This is a genomic window from Dactylosporangium sp. NPDC048998, assembly GCF_043197855.1.
Taxonomy (GTDB): domain Bacteria; phylum Actinomycetota; class Actinomycetes; order Mycobacteriales; family Micromonosporaceae; genus Dactylosporangium.
This window is the reverse complement of record NZ_JBICTV010000028.1, coordinates 36500-56735: the sequence shown is the minus strand read 5'-3', so window position 1 is coordinate 56735 and position 20236 is coordinate 36500. Positions and strand designations below refer to the sequence as shown.

At 70.3% G+C, this 20236-nt stretch carries 18 protein-coding genes; 4 read left to right on the top strand and 14 right to left on the bottom strand.

Features of this window, described 5'->3' with window-relative positions; translation table 11 throughout:
- Positions 1–229: 229 nt before the first annotated feature.
- From ACGFI8_RS37875 to ACGFI8_RS37860, 4 genes are read right to left on the bottom strand one after another with little or no spacing between them, the layout of a single operon-like run.
- Positions 230–895 carry a hypothetical protein gene (locus ACGFI8_RS37875; RefSeq protein ID WP_392812065.1) on the bottom strand — a complete coding sequence of 222 codons (666 nt, stop codon included), beginning with the start codon at positions 893–895 and terminating at the stop codon, positions 230–232.
- The gene (locus ACGFI8_RS37870) at positions 892–1926 is read right to left on the bottom strand and encodes a TniB family NTP-binding protein (protein WP_392812063.1); all 1035 of its coding nucleotides are present in this window, start codon (positions 1924–1926) and stop codon (positions 892–894) included. The genes ACGFI8_RS37875 and ACGFI8_RS37870 overlap by 4 nt, the downstream gene beginning before the upstream one ends.
- Positions 1923–3914: a Mu transposase C-terminal domain-containing protein gene (locus ACGFI8_RS37865; protein ID WP_344613917.1), complete on the bottom strand. Its 1992-nt coding sequence runs from the start codon at positions 3912–3914 to the stop codon at positions 1923–1925. Before ACGFI8_RS37865 ends, ACGFI8_RS37870 begins: the two co-directional genes overlap by 4 nt.
- Positions 3915–3973: 59 nt before the next feature.
- Positions 3974–4624 carry a TnsA-like heteromeric transposase endonuclease subunit gene (locus tag ACGFI8_RS37860; protein WP_344613918.1) on the bottom strand — a complete coding sequence of 217 codons (651 nt, stop codon included), beginning with the start codon at positions 4622–4624 and terminating at the stop codon, positions 3974–3976.
- Between the two features lie 418 nt (positions 4625–5042).
- Here ACGFI8_RS37860 and ACGFI8_RS37855 point away from each other — a divergent pair, with 418 nt between their 5' ends.
- On the top strand, positions 5043–5870 hold the full coding sequence (locus ACGFI8_RS37855) for a carbon-nitrogen hydrolase family protein (RefSeq protein ID WP_392812061.1): 828 nt from the start codon (positions 5043–5045) through the stop codon (positions 5868–5870).
- Between the two features lie 235 nt (positions 5871–6105).
- On the opposite strand, the gene ACGFI8_RS37850 is transcribed toward ACGFI8_RS37855, so the two are convergent.
- Positions 6106–6921 (bottom strand): class I SAM-dependent methyltransferase, encoded by an 816-nt coding sequence (locus tag ACGFI8_RS37850; protein WP_392812060.1) that lies wholly within the window; start codon positions 6919–6921, stop codon positions 6106–6108.
- A gap of 506 nt (positions 6922–7427) precedes the next feature.
- On the bottom strand, positions 7428–8303 hold the full coding sequence (locus tag ACGFI8_RS37845) for an SDR family oxidoreductase (protein ID WP_392812058.1): 876 nt from the start codon (positions 8301–8303) through the stop codon (positions 7428–7430).
- A 104-nt stretch (positions 8304–8407) separates the two neighbouring features.
- Here ACGFI8_RS37845 and ACGFI8_RS37840 point away from each other — a divergent pair, with 104 nt between their 5' ends.
- The gene (locus tag ACGFI8_RS37840; RefSeq protein WP_392812057.1) at positions 8408–9280 is read left to right on the top strand and encodes a helix-turn-helix domain-containing protein; all 873 of its coding nucleotides are present in this window, start codon (positions 8408–8410) and stop codon (positions 9278–9280) included.
- Between the two features lie 146 nt (positions 9281–9426).
- Here ACGFI8_RS37840 and ACGFI8_RS37835 read toward each other — a convergent pair whose 3' ends face one another.
- Complete coding sequence (locus ACGFI8_RS37835) at positions 9427–10311, bottom strand: alpha/beta fold hydrolase (protein WP_392812055.1); 885 nt, start codon at positions 10309–10311, stop codon at positions 9427–9429.
- 64 nt (positions 10312–10375) lie between these two features.
- Between ACGFI8_RS37835 and ACGFI8_RS37830 the strand changes: the two genes are divergently transcribed.
- A complete protein-coding gene (locus tag ACGFI8_RS37830) occupies positions 10376–10981 on the top strand; it encodes a TetR/AcrR family transcriptional regulator (protein ID WP_392812053.1) in 606 nt (201 codons plus the stop codon).
- Positions 10982–11159: 178 nt separating this feature from the next.
- On the top strand, positions 11160–11894 hold the full coding sequence (locus ACGFI8_RS37825; RefSeq protein WP_392812052.1) for a hypothetical protein: 735 nt from the start codon (positions 11160–11162) through the stop codon (positions 11892–11894).
- 30 nt (positions 11895–11924) lie between these two features.
- Here ACGFI8_RS37825 and ACGFI8_RS37820 read toward each other — a convergent pair whose 3' ends face one another.
- The 7 genes from ACGFI8_RS37820 to ACGFI8_RS37790 all read right to left on the bottom strand — a co-directional run bounded on the left by ACGFI8_RS37820 (position 11925) and on the right by ACGFI8_RS37790 (position 20140).
- Positions 11925–13133 carry an RNA-guided endonuclease InsQ/TnpB family protein gene (locus tag ACGFI8_RS37820; protein WP_392812051.1) on the bottom strand — a complete coding sequence of 403 codons (1209 nt, stop codon included), beginning with the start codon at positions 13131–13133 and terminating at the stop codon, positions 11925–11927.
- Between the two features lie 209 nt (positions 13134–13342).
- Positions 13343–14527, bottom strand: a complete 1185-nt coding sequence (locus ACGFI8_RS37815; protein ID WP_392812049.1) for a cytochrome P450 — start codon at positions 14525–14527, stop codon at positions 13343–13345.
- The gene (locus ACGFI8_RS37810) at positions 14524–15891 is read right to left on the bottom strand and encodes an FAD-dependent oxidoreductase (RefSeq protein WP_392812047.1); all 1368 of its coding nucleotides are present in this window, start codon (positions 15889–15891) and stop codon (positions 14524–14526) included. The genes ACGFI8_RS37815 and ACGFI8_RS37810 overlap by 4 nt, the downstream gene beginning before the upstream one ends.
- On the bottom strand, positions 15888–16766 hold the full coding sequence (locus ACGFI8_RS37805; RefSeq protein ID WP_392812046.1) for an aminoglycoside 6-adenylyltransferase: 879 nt from the start codon (positions 16764–16766) through the stop codon (positions 15888–15890). The genes ACGFI8_RS37810 and ACGFI8_RS37805 overlap by 4 nt, the downstream gene beginning before the upstream one ends.
- Positions 16760–17947, bottom strand: a complete 1188-nt coding sequence (locus tag ACGFI8_RS37800; protein ID WP_392812045.1) for a cytochrome P450 — start codon at positions 17945–17947, stop codon at positions 16760–16762. Before ACGFI8_RS37800 ends, ACGFI8_RS37805 begins: the two co-directional genes overlap by 7 nt.
- Positions 17940–19139, bottom strand: a complete 1200-nt coding sequence (locus ACGFI8_RS37795) for a nucleotide disphospho-sugar-binding domain-containing protein (RefSeq protein WP_392812044.1) — start codon at positions 19137–19139, stop codon at positions 17940–17942. The genes ACGFI8_RS37800 and ACGFI8_RS37795 overlap by 8 nt, the downstream gene beginning before the upstream one ends.
- Positions 19136–20140 (bottom strand): aminotransferase class I/II-fold pyridoxal phosphate-dependent enzyme, encoded by a 1005-nt coding sequence (locus ACGFI8_RS37790; protein WP_392812042.1) that lies wholly within the window; start codon positions 20138–20140, stop codon positions 19136–19138. The genes ACGFI8_RS37795 and ACGFI8_RS37790 overlap by 4 nt, the downstream gene beginning before the upstream one ends.
- Positions 20141–20236: the final 96 nt, after the last annotated feature.

The window sequence follows — 20236 nt, the reverse complement described above, 5'->3', positions numbered from 1 at the left end:
CCCCGATGGCCGGGTGGAGCCCGGCGATCGCCCGCCCGGTCGCGCTCAGCCGGCCACGTGGCGTAGCCGCCGGAAACAGGACGCCGTCAGCAGGCCAGCGAGCAACAGGTACGGCGCCGACTCGGCGAACTGGAACGGCCAGACCGGTCGGCAGGCTGGTATGTCGCCGTCACGTGGAGGTCGCGCTGGGCGAAGCACGTCAAGGTCCGGCGGAACTGGTCATCCTGGTTCAGCGGGCCGACGGGTGACGACCGGGTTTCCCGATCTGGTCCAGGTGCTTGCGCCGGCTGCGGACGTAGGCGCTCACGGCGGAGAAGGAGACGTTGAGCTGCAGGGTATTGGTGAGGTGGTCGTGGACCTGCTGGATCGTGGTTCGCTGGTGTCCCGGCGGCGGCTCGGTGAGCATGGTGTCGATGATTGCCTGGTGCCGGTCAAGTCGTGATCCTCGCCGGGCTGTCGGTTTGCGGGGCGGTGGGGTCGGCGTCCGGAGCGCTGTTCGGACGGTGCGACGGTGAACGCCGTGACGTTCGGCCAGAAACCGCAGCGAGAGCGCGGGGTTGTTGGTGGCGTCACGGCGGATCGCGGTGAACAGCGCTATGCGGGCCTGTCGCTGCCGGAGCGATTCGCCCGATGAATCTGGCATGGGTCCGGGGAGATGTTCGCTGCGGTGCTCGGCGAGGGCTTTGGCCAGGTCGTTGGGGTGTCGGCCAGCGAGGGCCGCGAACCAGTCGAGCCGGATCGGGCCGTCGGGTTGTCCGCCGCGCAGGTAGCGGTCCAGGACCTTGGGGCGGAGGTGGTTGGCGTGGGCGAGCCTGCGCAGGTAGGAGGCCGTCGTTTCGGCGGTGCGCGGTCGTGGCCGGATCGGCAGCGGCCGTGGTAGGTCGGTTCCGGTCATCGGCGGCGGCGTTTGGTGGTGTGTTGGCTGTCGGCGGCGTGGTCGAGTTCGACAAGGTCGAGGACGGTCTTGGTGATCGCTTCGGTGCCGGTGAGGATGGCGTCAACGGCGGCGCCGCGGATCAGGTGCGAGAGGCTGCCGATCATTCCGGCGGTGCGGTCGTGCAGGTAGCGGTCCAACTCGGGCAGACTGCCGGGGCGGTGCCGGCGTAGCCGTAGCGCGGCTTCCAGCGACGCGACGAGCCCTTGCCACTCGTCGGCGTAGGGGAACGCGGTGGTGCGGATCAGCGAGAACCGGCCGGCGATCTGCCGGCCGCGGGTCCCGGTAAACAGTCCTTGCCGTTCGACGTCGATGCCCGCGTAGATGAAGGTGGCTGAGATCCGTTCGGAGAAGTATTTGAGGGTGTCGGAGACTTCGGCGCCGTTGCGGGTGGCCAGTTGCAGGTTATGTATTTCGTCGATGCATACCACGCTGACGTGGGTGTCCAGGGCAACACCGCAGACGGCCTCGATGACGTCGGTGATGTTCGCCCGGGTGGTCAAGGGCAGGCCGAGGAACCGGGCGAACTCGACGGCGACCATCCGCGGAGTGGCGGCCGGTGGAACGGTGACGTAGATGACCGGGATCCGGTCGTGCAGTCCGGGGTGGCGGCGGCGGTCGATCGCTTCGTGGGCCTTGCCGAACTGGGTGATCGCGGTGGTCTTGCCGGTGCCGGCCGGGCCGGACAGGATCAGGCCGCGGCGGGCGCTGATCGCGTGCCGGTTGAGCAGGGTCAGCCGGCGGCCGGCGTGGATCACCTGTTGCAGGGCGGATGTGGCAACCACGGCCATGCGGGTGTGGTAGTCGAGGCGGTCCTCGTCGTGGCGGGCCTGGTCCGCCTCGGACAGGGCCGACCACCGCTGTTGGCTGATCGCCGGAGGCAGGGCGACCGGTGCGGTAGTGAACTGCCGCCAGCCCTGCAGAGTGGTCAGGTGATGTGGCCCGCCCCGAGCGTGAGGACCGTGCTCGGCGGTGGCCGCCGCTGGGGTCACCACGGCTTATCGGCCTCGGCGAACGGGTCGAACAGCGGCAGCGGGATCACCTTCGCCAGGCGTGTCTCCTGCCGTGCTGTCGCGGTCTGCTGGTCCTCGCCGGGTTCGTCGGCGGGAACGGACGCGGCCGGCATCGCCGCGGCGGCGGCCCGGGTGCGGGCGGCGACCCGTTTGTCGCGCCGGGCGGTCTTCTTGGCGGTAGCCGCATGTGCCGCCGGTCCCTGGTGCGCGCGCTGCAACAAGGCTTTGACCGCGTCGGCGATTTCGGCCTCGGTGGCCTCCGGGAGGCCCTTGCGGACGTGATCCCAGGCCAGTTCCCCGAACGGGGTCGGCACCCGGTCCAGGTGTTTCCAGAGCGCACGGATCCAGCCGCCGGCCGGATCCCGGACCCAGACCCGGGACACGTCGTATGGGTCGTAGTGGATCTGCCATCGTTCCTTCTTCGCGGTCACCCCGGACGGTTGCCCGCGCAGCGGGTTGAGGGCTTCGGCGTCGTAGGTGCGGTGGTTGATCCGGATGCCGTAGGCGTTGATCGCCTGCCAGCGGGCCGGTAGCAGTTCGATGTAGTCGGTGCCGGACAACGCGACCGGCACGTAGCCGGCCGCCTCGATCAGCGCGGCGTACTTCTCGTTCGGGGTGAACGCCCGGCCTGGGCTGGCCGGATCCCGCAGCCCGTCATGCGGGCGGTTCTGCCACTTCGCGACGATCCACTCATCGAGTAACTCCTGCAGCTCAAGCATCGACCACAACGGACCATCCTGCACCTTGCGGCCCCGGCGTTCGGTGTTCGCGCCCGTGTAGCCGGCGACGAACTGCGCGAACCCGGTGGCGACCGATCCCAGCATCCGCTCGATGTGCGGTTTGTCGGTGGGGGTTGCCTCATGTCCTGGTTGGAAGTTGATCCCCAGGAACCGGCAGGACGCCCGGAAGTTGTGCGACACGAATACCTTGCCGTGGTCACACACGATCGTCTCGGGGACGATCACGGGCCGGGCCGCCGCGTGCTCAAGGCGCTCATCGATGCTCAACAGCCGCTGGTGCGGCAACACCGAGCGCGACATCCGCAGCGCGTCCACCCAGCCCGGGCGCATCGGTTCCGGGGTCACTGTGCGGGCCAACAACACCGACGCGTCGACCGCCTTGGTCGTCGGCCGTAGCACCGCGGCGGTGACAGTGCGGGTCGCGACGTCGATCATCCCGGTCAGCTCCAGCCGGCCGACCACCCCGTCATCCAGCAGGACCAGCACGTCCAGCGGCGTCGAGTCGATCTGCATCAGCTCACCCGGCGCGGACGCCGTCACTTGCCCGAACGGTCCGTCCGGCCGGTTGGCCAACGACCGGCGGGTCGTTGCCGATCCAGTCACGTGTTTGCCCGCCGCGAGCTTGTCGAACAGCCGGTAGAGCGTGCGCTGCGACGGCACGGGCACCGCATCACCCCGGGCCGCCAGCAACTGCTCGGTGCGCCACAACACGAACCCGGCCGTGCGCGAAGACGCGTCCGTGGTCTCGGCGATCGCCGCGCGCATCGCTTCGACCACCGCCTCGTCCACCCTGCCGAACCTCGGCGTGCGGCGCGCCACCCGCTGGTCGACCAGACCGAACAACCCCTGTTCCTGATAGCGCAGCCGATGCCGACGGACCGTGCTGAGCGTCACCGCGACACCGGCCGCGTTCAGCTCGGCAACCTTCGACCGCTCCCGACCGGCCAGCGACCGCTCTGCCGGGTCATACTCCGGCCGCGACTGCCCGCCCTCGTCGTCACAACGACGGCCGTGCAGCACCTCCAGGATGTGCTGCTCCCACCAGCGCGCCTGCTCGACCGCAGCGGCCGGGACACCCTCCAACGTTCCGGTCGCCGGCACCGCCAACGGTGCTCCCGCACCGATCACCGTGAAACCCGGCGATGCCTGCAGCACCGCCAGCGGCACCGTGCTCACCGTGCCATCGACATCAGCCAGCCGGACCGCCGGCCCCGCGACCCCGACCACCGTCAACAGCGTGCCGTCGACCCGGACCCGATCACCAGGGCCCAGCCGCCCCCGCCCACTCACCGCCAAGCCCCGGCAGGGCCAACACTGACCAGGCTGCCCGCGTGCAACAACTCGCCGGCCAACTCGACCTGCAGCATCTGCCGCCACAACAGGTGGAACAACACCGGCAACACCGCCAGCCGGTCACCCACCTGCGCAGCCGCCTCGAACAGTGGCCGCGGACGCTGACACACCTGACCCAGCCGCTGCGCCACATCGACGTCCTGACCGCACCGCGGATGCCGATAACGCGACAACCAGCGCACGTTGCTCGCCAACACCACCGGTGGAACCCCGAGCCGCCGAAACTCCCACTCCACCTGCGCGCACGCCCTGGCAGTCGCAGCAAACGCCTGCTCGTCGGCCTCCTCGATCCGCTCATCCGGCCGCACGTCGATCACCACGCCGGTCCCGTCCACCTGCCGCACGAAATAGTCCGGCGCATGCCGGCGCGCCCGCGTCCCGTCTGACCAGTGCAGCCAGAACGGCTGCGACGCCATCCCTACCACCCGCCGGTCGAAGTCCAGCAGCATCACATTGTCGCGCTCAAGCCAGGACTCGTACCCCACATGCCGGCCAGTTGTAGCCGACCACCACCACCCAGCGAACTCCCGTCGCCCTTTCGACCAGCGGAAACGCCGTACCGGCTCGACATCCTCGAATGCCATCGCCTGGCAGCCCCGTAACGGCTCACGCCGTCGGCCAGCATCCCCGGCGAACTCCACCACCAACTCCTGGCGGCCAGGTTCCGCCGCCACAGGCCGGGCCAACGCCACCGTCCACTCCAGACTCGATCATCAGGGCGGACCAACTGTAGTGGCAGAAACCTCATCCGAACCAGATGTAGTGGCAAAGAGTTCAACTTCGCTGGCAACGGACACTTGTCGTTGGCGCCGCCGATGCTTCCATCACGTGGGGTGGGTCCGAAACTCGCGAACATCGAAACACCCGATCGAGGTGGGACCCGACCTCGCAAACAAAGCCCAGGCCAGCGCCCGCCACAAGGCCCGAATGATGTCTGTGTCGACAAGGCAGCGGGGAACCTCGCGGCAGCGCACCGAGCGGAAAGCATGGAAGGATGCCGCGATGACGCTGAAGATCGCCACCACTCAACCCGCCGGAACGGCCGACGCTTGCGAGAACGGCCGCATCGTCCGCGAGTTGATGCGTGAAGCCGCCGCAGCGGACGTCCGACTCATCCAGTTCCCCGAGGGATTCCTGTCCGGGTATGCCAAGGAACAGATCGCCAACTGGGACGACGTCGACTGGGACGCCGTCCGCGACGAACTCAACGCCGTAACAGACCTGGCCGCCGAACTCAGGATGTGGGTCGTGCTGGGTTCGGCGCATCCGCTCACGCTGCCGAATCGCCCGCACAACAGCCTCTATGTGATCTCCGACCAGGGCGAGGTCGTCACCCGCTACGACAAGCGCTTCTGCTCCAACACCGAGATCACCCGCTTCTACAGCCCCGGCTTCGAGCCGATCGTCTTCGACGTCGACGGCTACCGATTCGGCTTGGCCATCTGCATCGAGGTCAACTTCCCGCAACTGTTCGCCGAGTACGACCGCCTCGGCGTGGACTGTCTGCTGCTGTCCGCTTGGCCGGTCGACAAGATCTTTTTCCGTAAAGCCCAGGCGCACGCCGCGATCCAGAACTACTGGCTCAGTCTGTCGGTTCCTGCGCAAAGCGCCGATCTGATGCCTTCGGCGATCATCGGTCCCGACGGAAGCGAGTTGACCGCCGTCGCCGCCCCGGCGCATCTGGCCACCGTCGTCCTCGATCGCGATGCGCCCGAGTTCCACATCGCGCTCGACCTTGCCCGCCCATGGCGTGCCGAGGCCAACCGGGGCGAGATCTACCGCAACCGCCGGGTCGAAGACCCACGCAGCAGCGACCGAACACTCGTTTAAACAGCATCGGCCAACTTCGCCGAGCAGACAGGCGCCGTCGTCCGTCGTGGGCGCCATGGCGCCCACGAGATGGTCACTGGAAGAGCCCGTTGCCCGGAAAGCAGGCACGGCGGGTTCGGGCCGGGGGCCCGCTGGAAAAGGACCTGATCACAGGCACCTCGTCAGCGGCCTGCCGGTGCCGCACCTGGTCTCTCGGCGAGCGGCGGGCGGATGCCTGTCTGCCCACGCGCGTCCGTCAGATCACGGAGCCGGAGGCGAGCAGGGCGGCGGTGGGCAGTGCGAGGTCGCCGTCGGGGTCGCGGTAGGCGGTGCTGTGCTGTTCGTACTGATACCGGATGCGCTCAATTGTGCTCGGATCCTGACGTTGTAGGAGCGCTCCCGTTGTGCCGATGCCGTTGGCCGGTCCGTTCCACCATGCCTCGGGGTCGGTCCGGTGGATCCAGGTGATCGTGTCACAGCGCACGTCGTCGAGCCCGGTGCGATGCAGCAGTTCGGACAGTCCGTCGCGGGTTCTGGAGAAGTCCTTGGCGGGTGCGAGCCTGGGCAAATCGGGTGGGCGCTCGACGCCGGCGGCGTCGAAGATCCGGCCCCAGAGCTGCTGGGCCGGTGGTGGCGGGTACGGCCAGATCGTCACGGCGATGCGGCCGCCGGGGCGCACGACGCGCTGCAGTTCGACAAGGGTGGCTGCGGGATCGCCGACGTGGTTGATGACGAAGTTGGCCACGGCTGCGTCGAAGGAGTCGTTGGTGAAGGGCAGGTCGGGCAGGATCGCGTGGCGGACGTCGGCGTCAGGAGCGTGTCGGCGTGCCAGCGCGAGCATGCTGGGCTCGGCGTCGATGGCCGTGACCTGTGCGGCGCGCGAGCATGCCAGGGCAGCGACGGTGCCGGTGCCGGTGCCGGCGTCGAGCAGCCGGGTGCATGCCTTGACGTCGGCGGCGTCCAACAGGACCTCGGCGGGTTGGGCGCACAAGGAAGCCAAGCTGTCCTGGTATGCCGCCGCCCGGCCCGCCCACTGCGACCGCTCATGATCGTCGAAAGCTGTCGTCGTCACCGGATCGGGCTCCTTTGATGGGCGGTCTTGATCGACAAGGTGGCTGAATCGGCGTGTGCGAGCGGTGACGCCGGGCGGCCGCACACCTGCGCCCGCACGGGGGCATAGCGTTCAGCTGATCAAGTGCTCCTGGTGCCTGGAAGTATGCACGTCGCGGAGGAAAGCCGGAGGGCGATGGCAGGCGCAATCCGAGGGAAATCCACTGAGCGCGAATACTACCGGGCGTGCGTGATGTGCTCAGCTCTGCTACCTGGACCGAGTAGACCGGCCGGTCGAAGACGTTGTGCCCATCGTCAAGGCGCTCAGCGTCTCGGCACCTAGCCGGCGGCACGAGCGCGCACCCGATCCAGCGGTGCTGCGGACCGGACCTCGACGAGTCGGGCAGTCAGGCCGGCCGCCTGGCCGACGTGATCGTGGCGGCACTGACGTACTGAGGACATCCCGTCCGGTCGGACGAGGGCTGCGACGGCACGGACAGGTCGCGGGCCAGCGGCCCGCCGTTGCCCTTAACCGTCCAGGTCGGTCGGGCCGCCTGTGATCACGCCCTCCAGCGGGGCGTCCGTCGCCTCCGCCGACTCGCGCTGGGTACGGACGTCGGCCAGCCGGGCGGTCAGGGCGTTTTCGATGGCCTGGTAGGCGTCGCTGCCCAGGACCAAGCGGCGGGGTGCCGGGTCCTGGTCGACGCTGGCGATCATCGCGGTGGCCATCAGGGCCGGGTCGCCTATGCCTTCGGTCGTGCGTTCGGTGAGGATGCGGCGGATTCCTGCGGCGGGTGTGCCGTCGTAGGCCTTGATGCGGTCGGCCAGCACTGAACCGCCGTAGCGGAAGTTGGTACGGGCGCCGCCCGGTTCGACGATGGTGACGCCGATGCCGAACGGGGCCACCTCGCCCGCCAACGCATCCGCGAAACCTTCCACGCCCCACTTCGTGGCGTGGTAGAGGGACCCGCCCGGCCATGCCGCCTGGCCGCCGACCGAGGAGAGTTGCAGGATCCGGCCGCCGCCCTGCCGGCGCAGGTGCGGCAGCGCGGCCCGGATCAGCCGAATCGAGCCGGTCAGGTTGGTCGCGACCTGGTGCACTACCTGCTCGTCGGTCAACTCCTCGGCCGCGCCCATCAGGCCGTACCCGGCATTGCTGACCACGACGTCGATCCGGCCCAGGGCGGCCCAGGCCTCGTCGACCACCGCGGTGATCTCGGCCGGGTCGGTGACGTCGAGGTGGGCCGCGCGGAAGGCGTCCAGCCAGCGGGCCGACAGATCGTCGACGCTGCCGAGAGCGCGGAAGGTGCCGACGACTCGGTCGCCGCGGGACAGGATCTGCTCGCTGAGGTGCCGGCCGAAACCGCTATTGGCGCCGGTGATAAGCCAAGTCCGTGAAGTCATGCCGGTAGCGTGCGCCGAATCCTGGCAAATCAACCATTCCCCTGGTGAGACGGGTGCTGCCAGGGCTACCCAGAGGGGACCCGAACCGGCTTATGGTCGGGAGCGTGAACCTGATCGGGGAGTACCTGCGGGCCCGGCGCGAGCTGATCCGGCCCGAGGATGTCGGGCTGCTCGACAACGGCCATCGGCGGGTGCCGGGGCTGCGACGGGACGAACTGGCCATGCTCGCCGGGATCAGCACCGAGTACTACACGCGGCTCGAGCAAGGCCGCGACCGGCGTCCCTCACCTCAGGTGCTCGATGCGATCGCCCGCGCGCTCAGCCTCGACGAGGACGCCACCGCGCACCTGCACGCGCTCGGCGCTGCGGAGGCGCCTCGGCGGCGGCGCCCCGAGCGGATCCGACCAGGCGTGCAACCTCTGCTCGACGCCTGGCACAACACCCCGGCTTACGTGCAGGGTCCGCTCCAGGACGTCCTGGCGGCCAACCGTCTCGCCGTGGCGTTGTCGCCAATCTTCACCCCGGGTAGCAACATTCTTCGCTCGGTGCTGCTCGACCCTGCCGTGCAGGAGTTTCTGCCCGGCTGGCAGAACCGGGTCAGCAGTCTGGTCGCCGCCTTGCGGGTGATGGTCGGCCCGGACGTCGACGACCCGCGCCTGACCGACCTGGTCGGCGAACTGTCGGTGAAGAGCGACCTGTTTCGCCGACTCTGGTCGCGCCACGACGCCAAGCCGCATCCGGGCGGCGGCCTACACCGCATGCGCCACCCGATCGTCGGCGACCTCGAACTGCACTATGAGAAGTTCGCCGTCACCGGCGCCACCGGGCAACTGCTCGTCGTCTACCACGCCGAACCGGGCTCGCCGAGCGCCGATGCCCTCACACTGCTGGGCTCGCTGCCGGAGGAATCCGCTCCTCGCCCTCCCGGCACGGCGGATCGAACCGCGCCTCGAACTCACGCCGGTCCCGCTCGCTGACCGTCAGGCGCGTCGGTGTGCGTTCCGTGGTCTGTGTCGGGTTTGACCTGTGGTTTCGGGCTGGGTCCGATCGGACCGGTGGTGGCCGGAGTCGGGCGGTGGCTTCGGCGGCTTTGTGCTGGGTGGCGGTGACCGCGGGCCTTCGATCACCCGCCTGCCTGTGCCGCCACGGCGTCGGCCATCGTGGTCCACGCGTGTTCGGGCAAGAGGTGCCCGACGCGGGGGTAGACGACCGCCCGCGCGCCGGGGATGCGGCGGGCCAGTGCGGTTCCCGCGGACGGTCGGATGAGCGGGTCGTCGGCGCCGTTGATGATCAGGGTCGGTGCGGTGATCTCGCCCAGTCGGCGGGCCACGTCGCCGAGGTTGTGTCCGGCGGCGGTCTGCCGCTGGGTCGTGCCGGGGTCCCGTGGGGATCGTGCGTGGCTGATCTCGGCCGCGGATCGGGCCCACTGCTCGTCGAACGGATGGTTCGGCGATGACAGCAGGCGGATCATGTCGACCAGGGTGCGGATCGCCCCCTCGTCGGTGTCGGGGTGCTTGATCCGGGCGAAGCGGGGGAACACGCCGAACTGCACGTAGCGCAGCACGTTGATCTTCCCCAGGGGTCCGCCCGCGAACGTGGTCACCGTGCGCACCCGCTGCGGGTGCAGGACCGCGGCGGCAAGTGCGAGTCCGCTGCCCATCGAGGCGCCGCACAGGTGGGCGTTGTCCCAGCCGAGGGCATCCATGACGGCCAGGCCGTCGTCGACCATGTCAGATCCGGTGTACACCGGCCGGGCACTGCCGCGAAACAGCACCCTGAACGGGTTCTCCTGCTTGGGCGAGGAGAAGTGCGTGGACAACCCGGCATCCCGGTTGTCGAAGCGGGCGACGTGGAAGCCCCGTTCGGCCAGCGCCTGGCAGAATCCGTCCGGCCAGTACACCATCTGGAAGTCCAGGCCCATGATGAGCAGCAGCGGTTCACCGGCGGGTGGGCCGAAGGTCTCGTACGCGATCTGGACCTCGCCGTTGTGCGTCATCTGCACGGTCACCGTGGCCTCCCGCGATATGTTTGTAATGCAAGTGCATTGTAAACGGTGAAGGATGGTTCTACCCATGCCCCGCAAGGTCGACCACGACCAGCGCCGCCGGCACATCGTCGAGGCGCTGCTGCGTATCGCCGGCACACAAGGCCTCGATGCCGTCTCCCTGCGCGAAGTAGCGCACGAGGCCGGCGTGTCGATGGGCGCCGTTCAGCACTACTTCGCCACCAAGGACGAGATGCTGCTGTTCGCGCTGGAGCACTGGCTGAGCCTGGGCGTGCACGAACGCTTCACCGAACGGGTCCGTAGGCGGCTCGCCTGCGAGGCCACCGGTGAGCCCGCGGCGGTACTGCGGGCCGTGGCCGCCGAGTACCTCCCCCACGACGAACCCAGCCGATCCGACGTCCTGGTGGCGATCGCCTTCCTATCCCGGGCGGCCGTCGAACCCGCACTCGCCGCCGCCCTCAAGCCCGCCTTCGACGGCTTCGTTGACACGCTGTGCACATTGCTCCGGAACGTCGAGGGGTCAACCGACGCACCAGCCGAAGCAAGGCGGCTCGCCGCACTGCTCGACGGATTGCGACTGCCGGTGCTGATCGGTGCGCTGTCACACGAGGACGCGCTTGCCGTTGTGGAGCGCCACCTTAGCCAGCTTCCGACCGGTCACCCTCAGGCTTGACCGGCGATGCGGATGCGCGCTCATCTCGGCAAGCCGCGCACCCGCTGACGTGCTCGAGAAACCGAGCCACGTTGCGCGTCGCACCCGCATTTCTGGATCTTGATATTTGCCGTAGATGCTCTAGCCTACTTCCCGGTGCGTCCGCCGCGCTGCGGGTACCGGCCCTGAGGAGTGCCGCATGACCAGTCCCTTCCCGGCGCAGGCGTTGGATCAGCCGCTCCCCGGGCACCCGGCGTACCCGGGCAATCCAGGATGGCCCGGATCCCCGGCCGCCTTCCCGCCACCACCCCCGAGGCGGCGGACCGCGCTGATCATCGCCGTCGTCGGGGCGGCGCTCGGCCTGGTGGTTCTGGCCGGTGCGGCGACGGCGGTGTACTTCGCCACCCGCGGCGGTACGGCCCCGGCGGCCGCCGAGCGGGCCACGCCGACTGCAACGGCCGACGGCGGGCCGAAGCACCTACGGTTCACCGCATCGGACACCGTCGGCGGCTGGCGCAAGGCGGACGACGCCGGCCAGACCGACATGCTGGCCAAAGGTCTGTCCGACAAGGGCCTCAAGGAGACGTTCGGCGCCATCTACCGCGACCAGGCCGGGCACACCGCCCTCCTCGCGGGCGGCAGCAGTACCGAGTACGGCAATGGCCGGGAGTACTCCCAAGCCGCCAGCCTGGCCATGGGCCTGGCCATGCAACTGGCCAACACCACCACCACGCCCACACAGAAGCCAGCCGACCCGGGCATCATCGGCGGCGTCGCCGCCTGCTCCCCGGTCGGGGACCCCGCCGCCCCGACGACCGCGTGCGTCTGGAACGCCGACGACCTCGTCCTCGCGCTCGTGTTCGACGATCTCGGCCTCGACGACGCCAGCGGCCAGATCCACACGATGCTGCCCGACCTCGTCGTCTACGCCTGACGACACGGCAGGGTTGACATCCTCCCCTCCCTAGAGGGAGGGGATTGCCTGGGTCGCCCCAGGGGTTTCCTGCTTCACCGCCGGTCGCCGCGTCCGGGAGGACTCCCGTTGAGGTCTTACACCAGCTCCACAGGCCGACACCGCCAGCCCGGCGGCCAAAATGTTGCGCGCCGCGTTCACATCCCGATCGTGGACGGTGCCACACCGGCACATCCACGACCGCACGTGCAGCGGCAGCTGCTCGGCCAGCGCGCCGCAGGCCGAGCACAGTTTGGAGGACGGGAACCAGCGGTCGACCGCGATCACCTCACGGCCGTACCAGATGGCCTTGTACTCCAGCATGGTCCGGAACTGCCGCCACGCCGCGTCCGAGATGGCACGGGCCAGGGTGTGGTTGCGGACCATGTTGCGGACGGTCAGGTCCTCGATCACGATCGTTTGATTTTCACGAACGAGCCGAGTGCTCAGCTTGTGCAGATGGTCGCGACGCCGGTCGGCGATCCGGGCATGGACGCGGGCGACCTTGACCCGGGCCTTCGCCCGATTCGCGGAACCCTTCTCCTTGCGGGCCAGGTTCCGCTGCGCGCGGGCCAGCCGTGCCCGGTCGGCGCGCTCGTGCCGCAGGTTGGGGATCTTCTCCCCGGTGGAGAGGGTGAGCAGGCTGTCCAGCCCGGCATCGACCCCGACCGCAGCAGCCGCTGCCGGGGCGTCGGGGATCACGTCCTGGCAGAGCAGGGACACGAACCAGCGCCCGGCCGCGTCCTGCGACACGGTCACCGTCGACGGCGCCGCCCCCTCCGGCAGCGGCCGGGACCACACGATGTCCAGCGGCCCGGCCATCTTCGCCAACGTGAGCCTGCCGTCACGGAACCGGAACGCGCTGGTCGTGTACTCCGCCGACCGCCGAGACTTCTTCTTCGACTTGAAGCTCGGGTACCGGGCGCGGCCGGCGAAAAAGTTCGCAAACCCAGCCTGCAGGTGCCGCAACGCCTGCTGCAACGGCACGGACGAGACGTCGTTGAGGAACGCCAGCTCCTCGGTCTGCTTCCACGCGGTCAGCATCGCCGAGGTCGCGTTGTAGCCGACCCGCTCCCGCCGCAGCGTCCACGCCTCGGTGCGCGCCGCGAGGGCCAGGTTGTAGACCTTCCGGACACACCCGAACGTCCGCGCCAGCTCAGCGGCCTGCGCGCCGGTCGGGTAGCAGCGGTACTTGAACGCCCGCTTCACCGTCCTGGACATGCCACACATCTTGGCCGTTCTATTTGTGAGCCTTGCGGTGACACGCCGGTGGACGCCGATCCGCCCTGGCGGCGAATCGGCTATCTCTGCCCTGCTCCGCAGGGGTTCCGTTTCCTCCCCGACCTGAAGGCCGGGGTATCCACGGAAGGAATCCGATGAACACCCGCCGTTGCTCATCACGCGAGATGCGGCGCTGAGCCCCGACGCTGTCACCACGTGACCGGGAACTCCTCCATCCCGGCGTTGAACCGCTCGTTGCGCCACGCGATGTCCGTGACCGGTACTGCGGGCGCCAGCTCGGGGAATCTGCGCAGCAGGCTCCCGATCGCCACCTCGATCTGCATCCGCCCGAGCGCTCCGCCGAGGCAGAAGTGCGCGCCGTGTCCCTGTGACAGGTGCGGGTTGGGCGTGCGGCCGATGTCGAACACGTCGGGATCGGCGAAATGGCGCGGATCCCGGTTCGCCGCCGCGGGCAGCGCCATCACGGAGTCCCCGGCGCTGATCCGGACACCGGCCAGCTCGACGTCCTCGATCGCCGTCTGCACCCGGAACATGTTGCTGTGCACCGAGTAGCGCAGCATCTCCTCGACCGCGGTCGGCAGCCGCGTCGGGTCCGCGCGAAGTGCTGCCAGCTGGTCAGGGTGCTCGAACAGGGTGCGGAGCCCGGCGGCGATCGAGTTGATCTCCCTTCCGCCGCGCAGCACCGTGACGGCGAGGTCGGCGATCTCCGGGTCGGTGAGCCCGGTCTCGGCCTGGGTCGCGAGCCACGTCGAGACGAGGTCACCGCCGGGGGCGGCGCGTCTCGCGCTCACCAGATCGGCGAAGTACCCGTCCAGTGCCGCCTGTGCGTCCCGGCCGGCACGGGAGTCGAACGCCGTCACGGACAGGATCGCCGACGCCCATGCGGCGAAGCGGGTCTCGTCCGCGGCGGGCACGCCGAGCATCTCGCAGATCACCAGCACGGGCAGGGGCTTCACCAGCGCCGTCATCAGGTCGGCCGCCCTCCCCTGCGCGGCCATCGTGTCGAGCAGCCGGTCGGTGATCTCCTGCACCCGCGGGCGGTGGCCCTCCACGGCCCGTGGACCGAACGCGCGCGAGGCCGCCCTGCGCAGCGACGCGTGGTCCGGTCCGTCGCTGCGCAGCGTGCGTGGTCCACGATCGCCGTGTGGGCATGCGGCGGCGGTCCCGGACGGTCCGTTGCCGTAGCGGGCGAACCGCGGGTCGGCCAGCACCGTGCACACCGGCTCGTAGCCGAGCACCAGCCAGCAGGGCCTGCCGTCGGGGAGCCGCACGCGGCTGACCGGCTCGGTCACCACCATGCGGAGCACCTCGTCCGGCAGCCTCCCCCGGAACGGCTCAAAGGGATAGTCCCGAAGGCGCTCGTCGGCCGTCACCGTGCTCCTCCTCCCCCGCCACCCACCGGGGGCGCCGCGCCGACCCGGTCACGCCGGGCGGCGCGGCGTCCGGAGCGCAGGACCCTCGCCACCATCGCCGGGGCGGTCAGCGCGGCCGGGTCCATGATCAGGTGCTGGACCGAGGTGAACACCCGCCGGACGTCCGGGTTCACCATGGATGCGAGCTGTACCCGCCGGGCGTAGGCGTTGAGCAGTGCGACCCCGCGTGGCCGGGCGCCCTCGGTCTGCGGGTAGGCGAAGTCGCCACCGGAGGCGAACCGCCACGGCGTCGCCACGATCCGAGCCGCCCGCCGGTGGTACTCGAGACTCAGCGCCGCCGTCACCGCGGAGTGGCGCTCCAGCAGGCCGCCCAGCTCGACCGCCTCGACGGCCGCGCAGGTCATCCCCTGGCCGTAGATCGGGTTGAAGCTGCACACGGCGTCACCGAGCGCGAGATAACCCGCCGGGACTCCGCGCAGCTCCTCGAAATGGCGGCGCCTGCTGACGGGGAGCGTGCACAGGGTGAGGTCGCTGAGGACCTCGCCGTCCGCCACGATGCCCGCGAGGCCCGGATGCGGCAGGGATGCGGCGTGCGCGGCGAACGCCGCCTCGTCGCGCGGGAAGGCGTTGTGCCAGCCGCCCAGCGACACGACCCACCGATCGCCCTCGATGGGCAGGGCCAGCCCGGCGCGCAGCTCGGTGGGCGGATCAGGCAGGGCGAACGCGGCCTGCGCGTCGCCGAGGTCGGTGGGCTTGCGACGGTACAGCCGGGTCGCATAGCCGACGCCGATCTTCATCTCGGTGACGCGTGGCTCCGGGTGGCCCAGATCCCGCAGCCACTGCTGGGATCGGCCGCCGCGGCCGCTGCAGTCGACCACCACGTCGGCGTCCAGCACCGTGTCGTCGTCGAGCCGGACGCCGGTGATCCGCTCACCGTCGCCGACGAGGGCGGACACGGCGACCCCAGTGCGTACCTCGACGCCGGCGAGCGCCTGCACCCGGCGCCGGACGGCGCGTTCGAGCATGGGCCTGCTCGCCGTCACGAGCCGCAGCTCGGTATGGACCCGCGGCCAGATCGCGCCGAAGCGGGAGAAGGACAGGCCCATGCCGGGATCGAACTCGACCGCGCCCCCCGCGACCAGCTCGGCCATGAGGCCGGGGAACAGCGCGTCCAGGGCCCGCTGCCCGGCGACCAGCAGCACGTGCCCGTGTCCGCCCTGGGGCACGCCCCGGCGGGGTTCAGTGTCGTCGACGAGCTCGTCGCGCTCGATGACGACGACGCTGCCGAAGTGGTCGGCGAGTGCGCGCGCCGCGGCCATGCCCGCCAGGCTGCCACCGATGACGACGGCCCTCCCGCCCATCATGACGCGCCAGTTCCTGCCGTGACCGCGTCGGCGTCGACCTTCCGGATCAGGTCCTCGGCGAAATCGCGGAGCAGTCGGTCGCGGTCCGTGGGGTAGCTGAACCCGAGCGCCGCGGCCACGTCACCCGCGGCGCGGGCGAAGACCTCGACCGAGGCCTGGTACGCGTGCAGGGCGTCGGCTGCGTCGAACCGGCCGAACACGCCGTGAACGGCGTGCCACAGGTCCGCAGGCAGCCAGCCCGGCATGCCGCGCCCCAGTCCGTGGCCGTCGACGCGATGCCCGCCGAGCACGATCGCGTGCCATTCCAGCATGCGCAGCAGTCGGGTCTTCGCCGTCCAGTCCCGGGACTTCACCGCCCAAAGTTCGCCGCGGGCGATGTACTTCGGCACCCGCAGCACCTCGACCCAGAACCCGTCGACCAGCCTGCGGAATTCGTCGTGGGTGAGCCGCCCCGGTTCGGGCATCGCGCCGCTGGGCGCGGGCAGCCCGCGGGTGCTGCCGTCGCGGTCCAGCAGCACCCGGTAGCCGCGCTCCCACACCCGGCTCAGCTTCCCGGCGGACACCATGCCGGCGATCCGGCTGGGATCGACCACGCTGAGGTCGACGGTGAGCCCGCCCTCGTAGACGAGGCTCCACACCGGCAGCGGGTCGAGTGAGTACGCGGTCCACACCACGCCGAAGTCCCGCCACCACGACCCGGCGAGTAGCTCGGGCGTCACGACGGCAAAGGTGAGCTCGATGTCGACGTCGGACATGTCGTCCACGCGCGCATCCGGCTGGGCGAGCGAGCCGAACAGCACGACCGCACGTACGTCGTCGCGCGCCCGGCTCCAGTTGAGGATGCGCCGGATCAGCTCCTCCCGCGGGGTCACCATGTGAGCGGCAGCGCCTGGACCTGGCGCACCACCAGGCCCTCGACGAGTTTGACCTCCGACTCGGGGATCGCCATCCGGACCTCGGGCATCCAGCGCACGATCCCGGCCAGCGACTCTTGCAGCTCCATCCTGGCCAGGTGTACGCCAATGCAGTGATGTATGCCGATGCCGAAGCCCAGGTGCGGGTTGGTCGCCCGGTCCACGTCCATCCGGTGCGGGTCGGTGAACACCTCGGGGTCGCGGTTGGCCACCATGAAGGCCAGCAGCACTACGCCGCCCGCCGGGATCGTCACCCCGCTGAGCTTCACGTCCTGCTTGGCGACCCGGGGCAGCATCACCCCCGTGACGCCGATCTGCATGTAGCGGGAGAGCTCCTCCACCGTCTTCGGGATGTCCTGCGGGTTCGCGACGACCCTGTCCCAGAGGTCGCGGAAATGCATCAGCGCCATGAGGAACAGGTTGATCTGATTGGTCGTCGTCTCGTGGCCGCCGATGAGCAGGCCGATGCACACCATGAGCATCTCGCGCTCGGTGAGGTGTCCGTGTACCTCCTGGGCGACGATCAGCTCGCTGATCAGGTCGTCACCCGGTTTCGAGCGACGCGAGTCGATCAGGCCGGCGAACCCGTCGACCGCGGCCTTCGTCCGTGCGGGGTCGCGGTTCCAGTCGCCGACCATGATGTCGGACCACTCTTTACACTTGCCGCGGTCCTCCACGGCGATCCCCAGCAGCTCGCTGATCACCCAGATCGGGATCGGCGTCGAGAAGTTCTCGACGAGATCCACCGGACGCGGCATCGTCATCATGCGGGAGAGCAGCTCATCGACCATCGCCCGGACCGCGGGGCGGATCCGCTCCACCCGGCGGGGGGTGAACGCGTGCGCGACGAGGCGGCGCATCCTTGTGTGCTTCGGGGGGTCCATGCCCATCAGGGACTCGGTCTCCAGGCCGCCCAGCTCCGCGACGGGAGTCTGCGAGGCCTGGTTGATCTCCCGGCTGAACCGCCGGTAGTCGGTGAGCACCGTGTGTACGTCGGCGTAGCGCGACACGAGCCACGCCGGCGTGCCGTCGGCCATCCGCATCTCCACGACCGGCCGGTCGCGCTGCAGCTCGACGAGCTGCGGGAGCGGCTGGTAGAGCGAGGGCGGTTCGGGCAGCGGGAACGGAATTGGTTCAATCATGGGCCCTCTCCAGTCGTCGTACCGGTGCTGTGCCGGCGAGGCGCGTCAGGTGCCCGACGACCTCGGCCGGCGCGGGACGGGCGTCGTTGCGTTGCCGCAGCTGCGTGGCCGCCGCCTGCCAGCGAGCGTCGCCGATCAGCCCGATCACCGCGTCCCTGATCGCGTCGGGCCGGGCCCGCTCGGCCTGGAGCGCCGCGCCCGCCCCGGCGACGACGACCCGCTCCGCGTTGAAGTGCTGATCGCCCACGCGCGGCAGGACGAGCTGCGGCACCCCGCACGCGACGGCCGTCATCGTGGTACCGGCACCGCCCTGGTGCACGACCGCCGCGCAGGTCGGCAGGAGCAGGTGGTGGGCGAGTCCCGGCGCCGGACGCACGTTCGACGGCAACACCTGGCCCGGTTCCGGCTCGACGGTCAGCACGAACTCGGCGTCCACGTCGGCGAGCGCGGCAACGGTGGCGCGCACGTCGAACGCGCCGAACCCGAGCCGCGGCATCAGCGTCCCCTGGGAGAGGGCGACCCGCGGCCGGCCGGCGGGCCCGCGCAGCCATCGGGGCAGCACCGCGACGCCGTTGTAGGGCACGAACCGGACCGGCCGGTGCGGCCCGGTGAGCGGCACCTGCATCGGCGGCGGGCACGGGTCCAGGGTGAGCGTGCCGGTCAGCGGGACCTCCGACGGCGCGACGCCGTAGGGCTCGGCGAGCGGACCGAGTACGGCGTCGCGGTCCATCGGCAGGGCGAAGTCCGGACCCCACAGCACGCGCACGGAGGGCGCGCCCAGCGCGGCGGCGGCCACCGCGGCACCGAGGTTGTTCTGCTCGTGCAGCACGAGGTCGGGCCGGAACCAACGGCCGAACGCGACGAGGTCGGGCAGCATGGTCGCGGCGTAGGTGTGGGCGACACCGCCGACGGTGACCGAGCGGGGCAGCGAGTCGCCCGCCGGTCCGCGCTCCGGCCCGCCGCTGTCGCCGGGTTCGTCGCGGATGCGGGCGATCTGGCCGGTGGCCACCGTCGCGAAGTCGAGCCGCTCCCCGACCGGCACGGCCGACAGCCCGACCCCGGTGACGGCCTCGGTGAGGTCGGCGGGGCAGGCGACCCGCACGTCGTGGCCCGCCGCGCGCAGCGCCCAGGCGTGCGGAACGAGGTGGTTGAGGTGCGAGCGCCAGCCCCAGGTGACGACGAGGACCCTCATCTGGCCCCCGCCACGGCGAGCAGCCGGTCGTTGCTCTCCTCGTCGCCGACCGTGACCCGCACGCCGACCTCGGGGAACGCCCGGACGAGAATCCCGGCAGCCTCGCAGCTGCGCGCGAAGCGGGCGCTGTCGGCGCCGAGCGGGAGCCAGAGGAAGTTGGTCTCGCTCGGTGCGACCGGGAGGCCGGCCGCGACGAGCTTGGCGGCCAGCTGGTCGCGGACGCCGACAAGTTCCGCGCAACGGCGGGCGTACTGGTCGATCGCCTCGGGCTCGAGACAGGCGAGCGCCGCGACCTGCGCGAGCCCGCCGGGGTAGAACAGCACGCCCGCCATCCGGGCCGGCCCGGCGATCCGGGCCGGGACCACGGCGTACCCCACCCGCAACGCGGCCAACCCGTAGGCCTTGGAGAAGGTGCGCACGACGCAGACGTTCTCGTGCGTACGGTGCAGGGCCAGGCCGTCGGCGTAATCCTCGGCGGTTACGTACTCCCGGTAGGCCTCGTCGATGATCACGACGACCTCGGCGGGGATCCTGGCCAGGAAGTCGGTGATCTCGGCATGGGTGAGCGCGGCGCCGGTCGGGTTGTTCGGGTTGCACAGCAGCACGCATCGGGTCCGCTCCGTGACCGCCGCGGCCATCGCGTCCAGGTCGTGGGCGAGACCGTCCAGCGGTACCGGTACCGACCGGTTGCGCAGGTTGGCCGCCATCAGCGGGTAGCCCTCGAACGACAGCGCCGGGTGCACGATCTCCGTGCGACCGGGATCGAGCGCCTGGATCACCAGCTGCGTGAGCCCGGCGGACCCGGGCCCGAGGACCAGCTGCCCGTCCGGCACGTCGAGATGCTTCGCCAGCGCCGCGACGAGCTCGGCCGACCGGAAGTCGGGATAGCGCTGCAGCCGGGACGCGGCGGACCGCACCGCGGCGAGCACGGCAGGAATCGGCGGGAACGGGGACTCGTTCATCGAAAGGTCCACGGCCGGCACGTCCCCGGTCACATCCACAGGTCTCCCCTTCCGCAATGCGCGAAACTGCGCACAGAATGCTCCTCCTTGCGGCCGGGGCAGCGTGCAAGGTATTGATGTTGACCAACCCGACCC

Bases quoted from the DNA above. Each gene is read 5' to 3' on its own strand.
- ACGFI8_RS37875 (WP_392812065.1), bottom strand. From the start codon at position 895: ATGACCGGAACCGACCTACCACGGCCGCTGCCGATCCGGCCACGACCG.
- ACGFI8_RS37860 (WP_344613918.1), bottom strand. From the start codon at position 4,624: ATGGCATTCGAGGATGTCGAGCCGGTACGGCGTTTCCGCTGGTCGAAA.
- ACGFI8_RS37855 (WP_392812061.1), top strand. From the start codon at position 5,043: ATGACGCTGAAGATCGCCACCACTCAACCCGCCGGAACGGCCGACGCT.
- ACGFI8_RS37845 (WP_392812058.1), bottom strand. From the start codon at position 8,303: ATGACTTCACGGACTTGGCTTATCACCGGCGCCAATAGCGGTTTCGGC.
- ACGFI8_RS37830 (WP_392812053.1), top strand. From the start codon at position 10,376: ATGCCCCGCAAGGTCGACCACGACCAGCGCCGCCGGCACATCGTCGAG.
- ACGFI8_RS37825 (WP_392812052.1), top strand. From the start codon at position 11,160: ATGACCAGTCCCTTCCCGGCGCAGGCGTTGGATCAGCCGCTCCCCGGG.
- ACGFI8_RS37820 (WP_392812051.1), bottom strand. From the start codon at position 13,133: ATGTCCAGGACGGTGAAGCGGGCGTTCAAGTACCGCTGCTACCCGACC.
- ACGFI8_RS37810 (WP_392812047.1), bottom strand. From the start codon at position 15,891: ATGATGGGCGGGAGGGCCGTCGTCATCGGTGGCAGCCTGGCGGGCATG.
- ACGFI8_RS37805 (WP_392812046.1), bottom strand. From the start codon at position 16,766: ATGGTGACCCCGCGGGAGGAGCTGATCCGGCGCATCCTCAACTGGAGC.
- ACGFI8_RS37800 (WP_392812045.1), bottom strand. From the start codon at position 17,947: ATGATTGAACCAATTCCGTTCCCGCTGCCCGAACCGCCCTCGCTCTAC.
- ACGFI8_RS37795 (WP_392812044.1), bottom strand. From the start codon at position 19,139: ATGAGGGTCCTCGTCGTCACCTGGGGCTGGCGCTCGCACCTCAACCAC.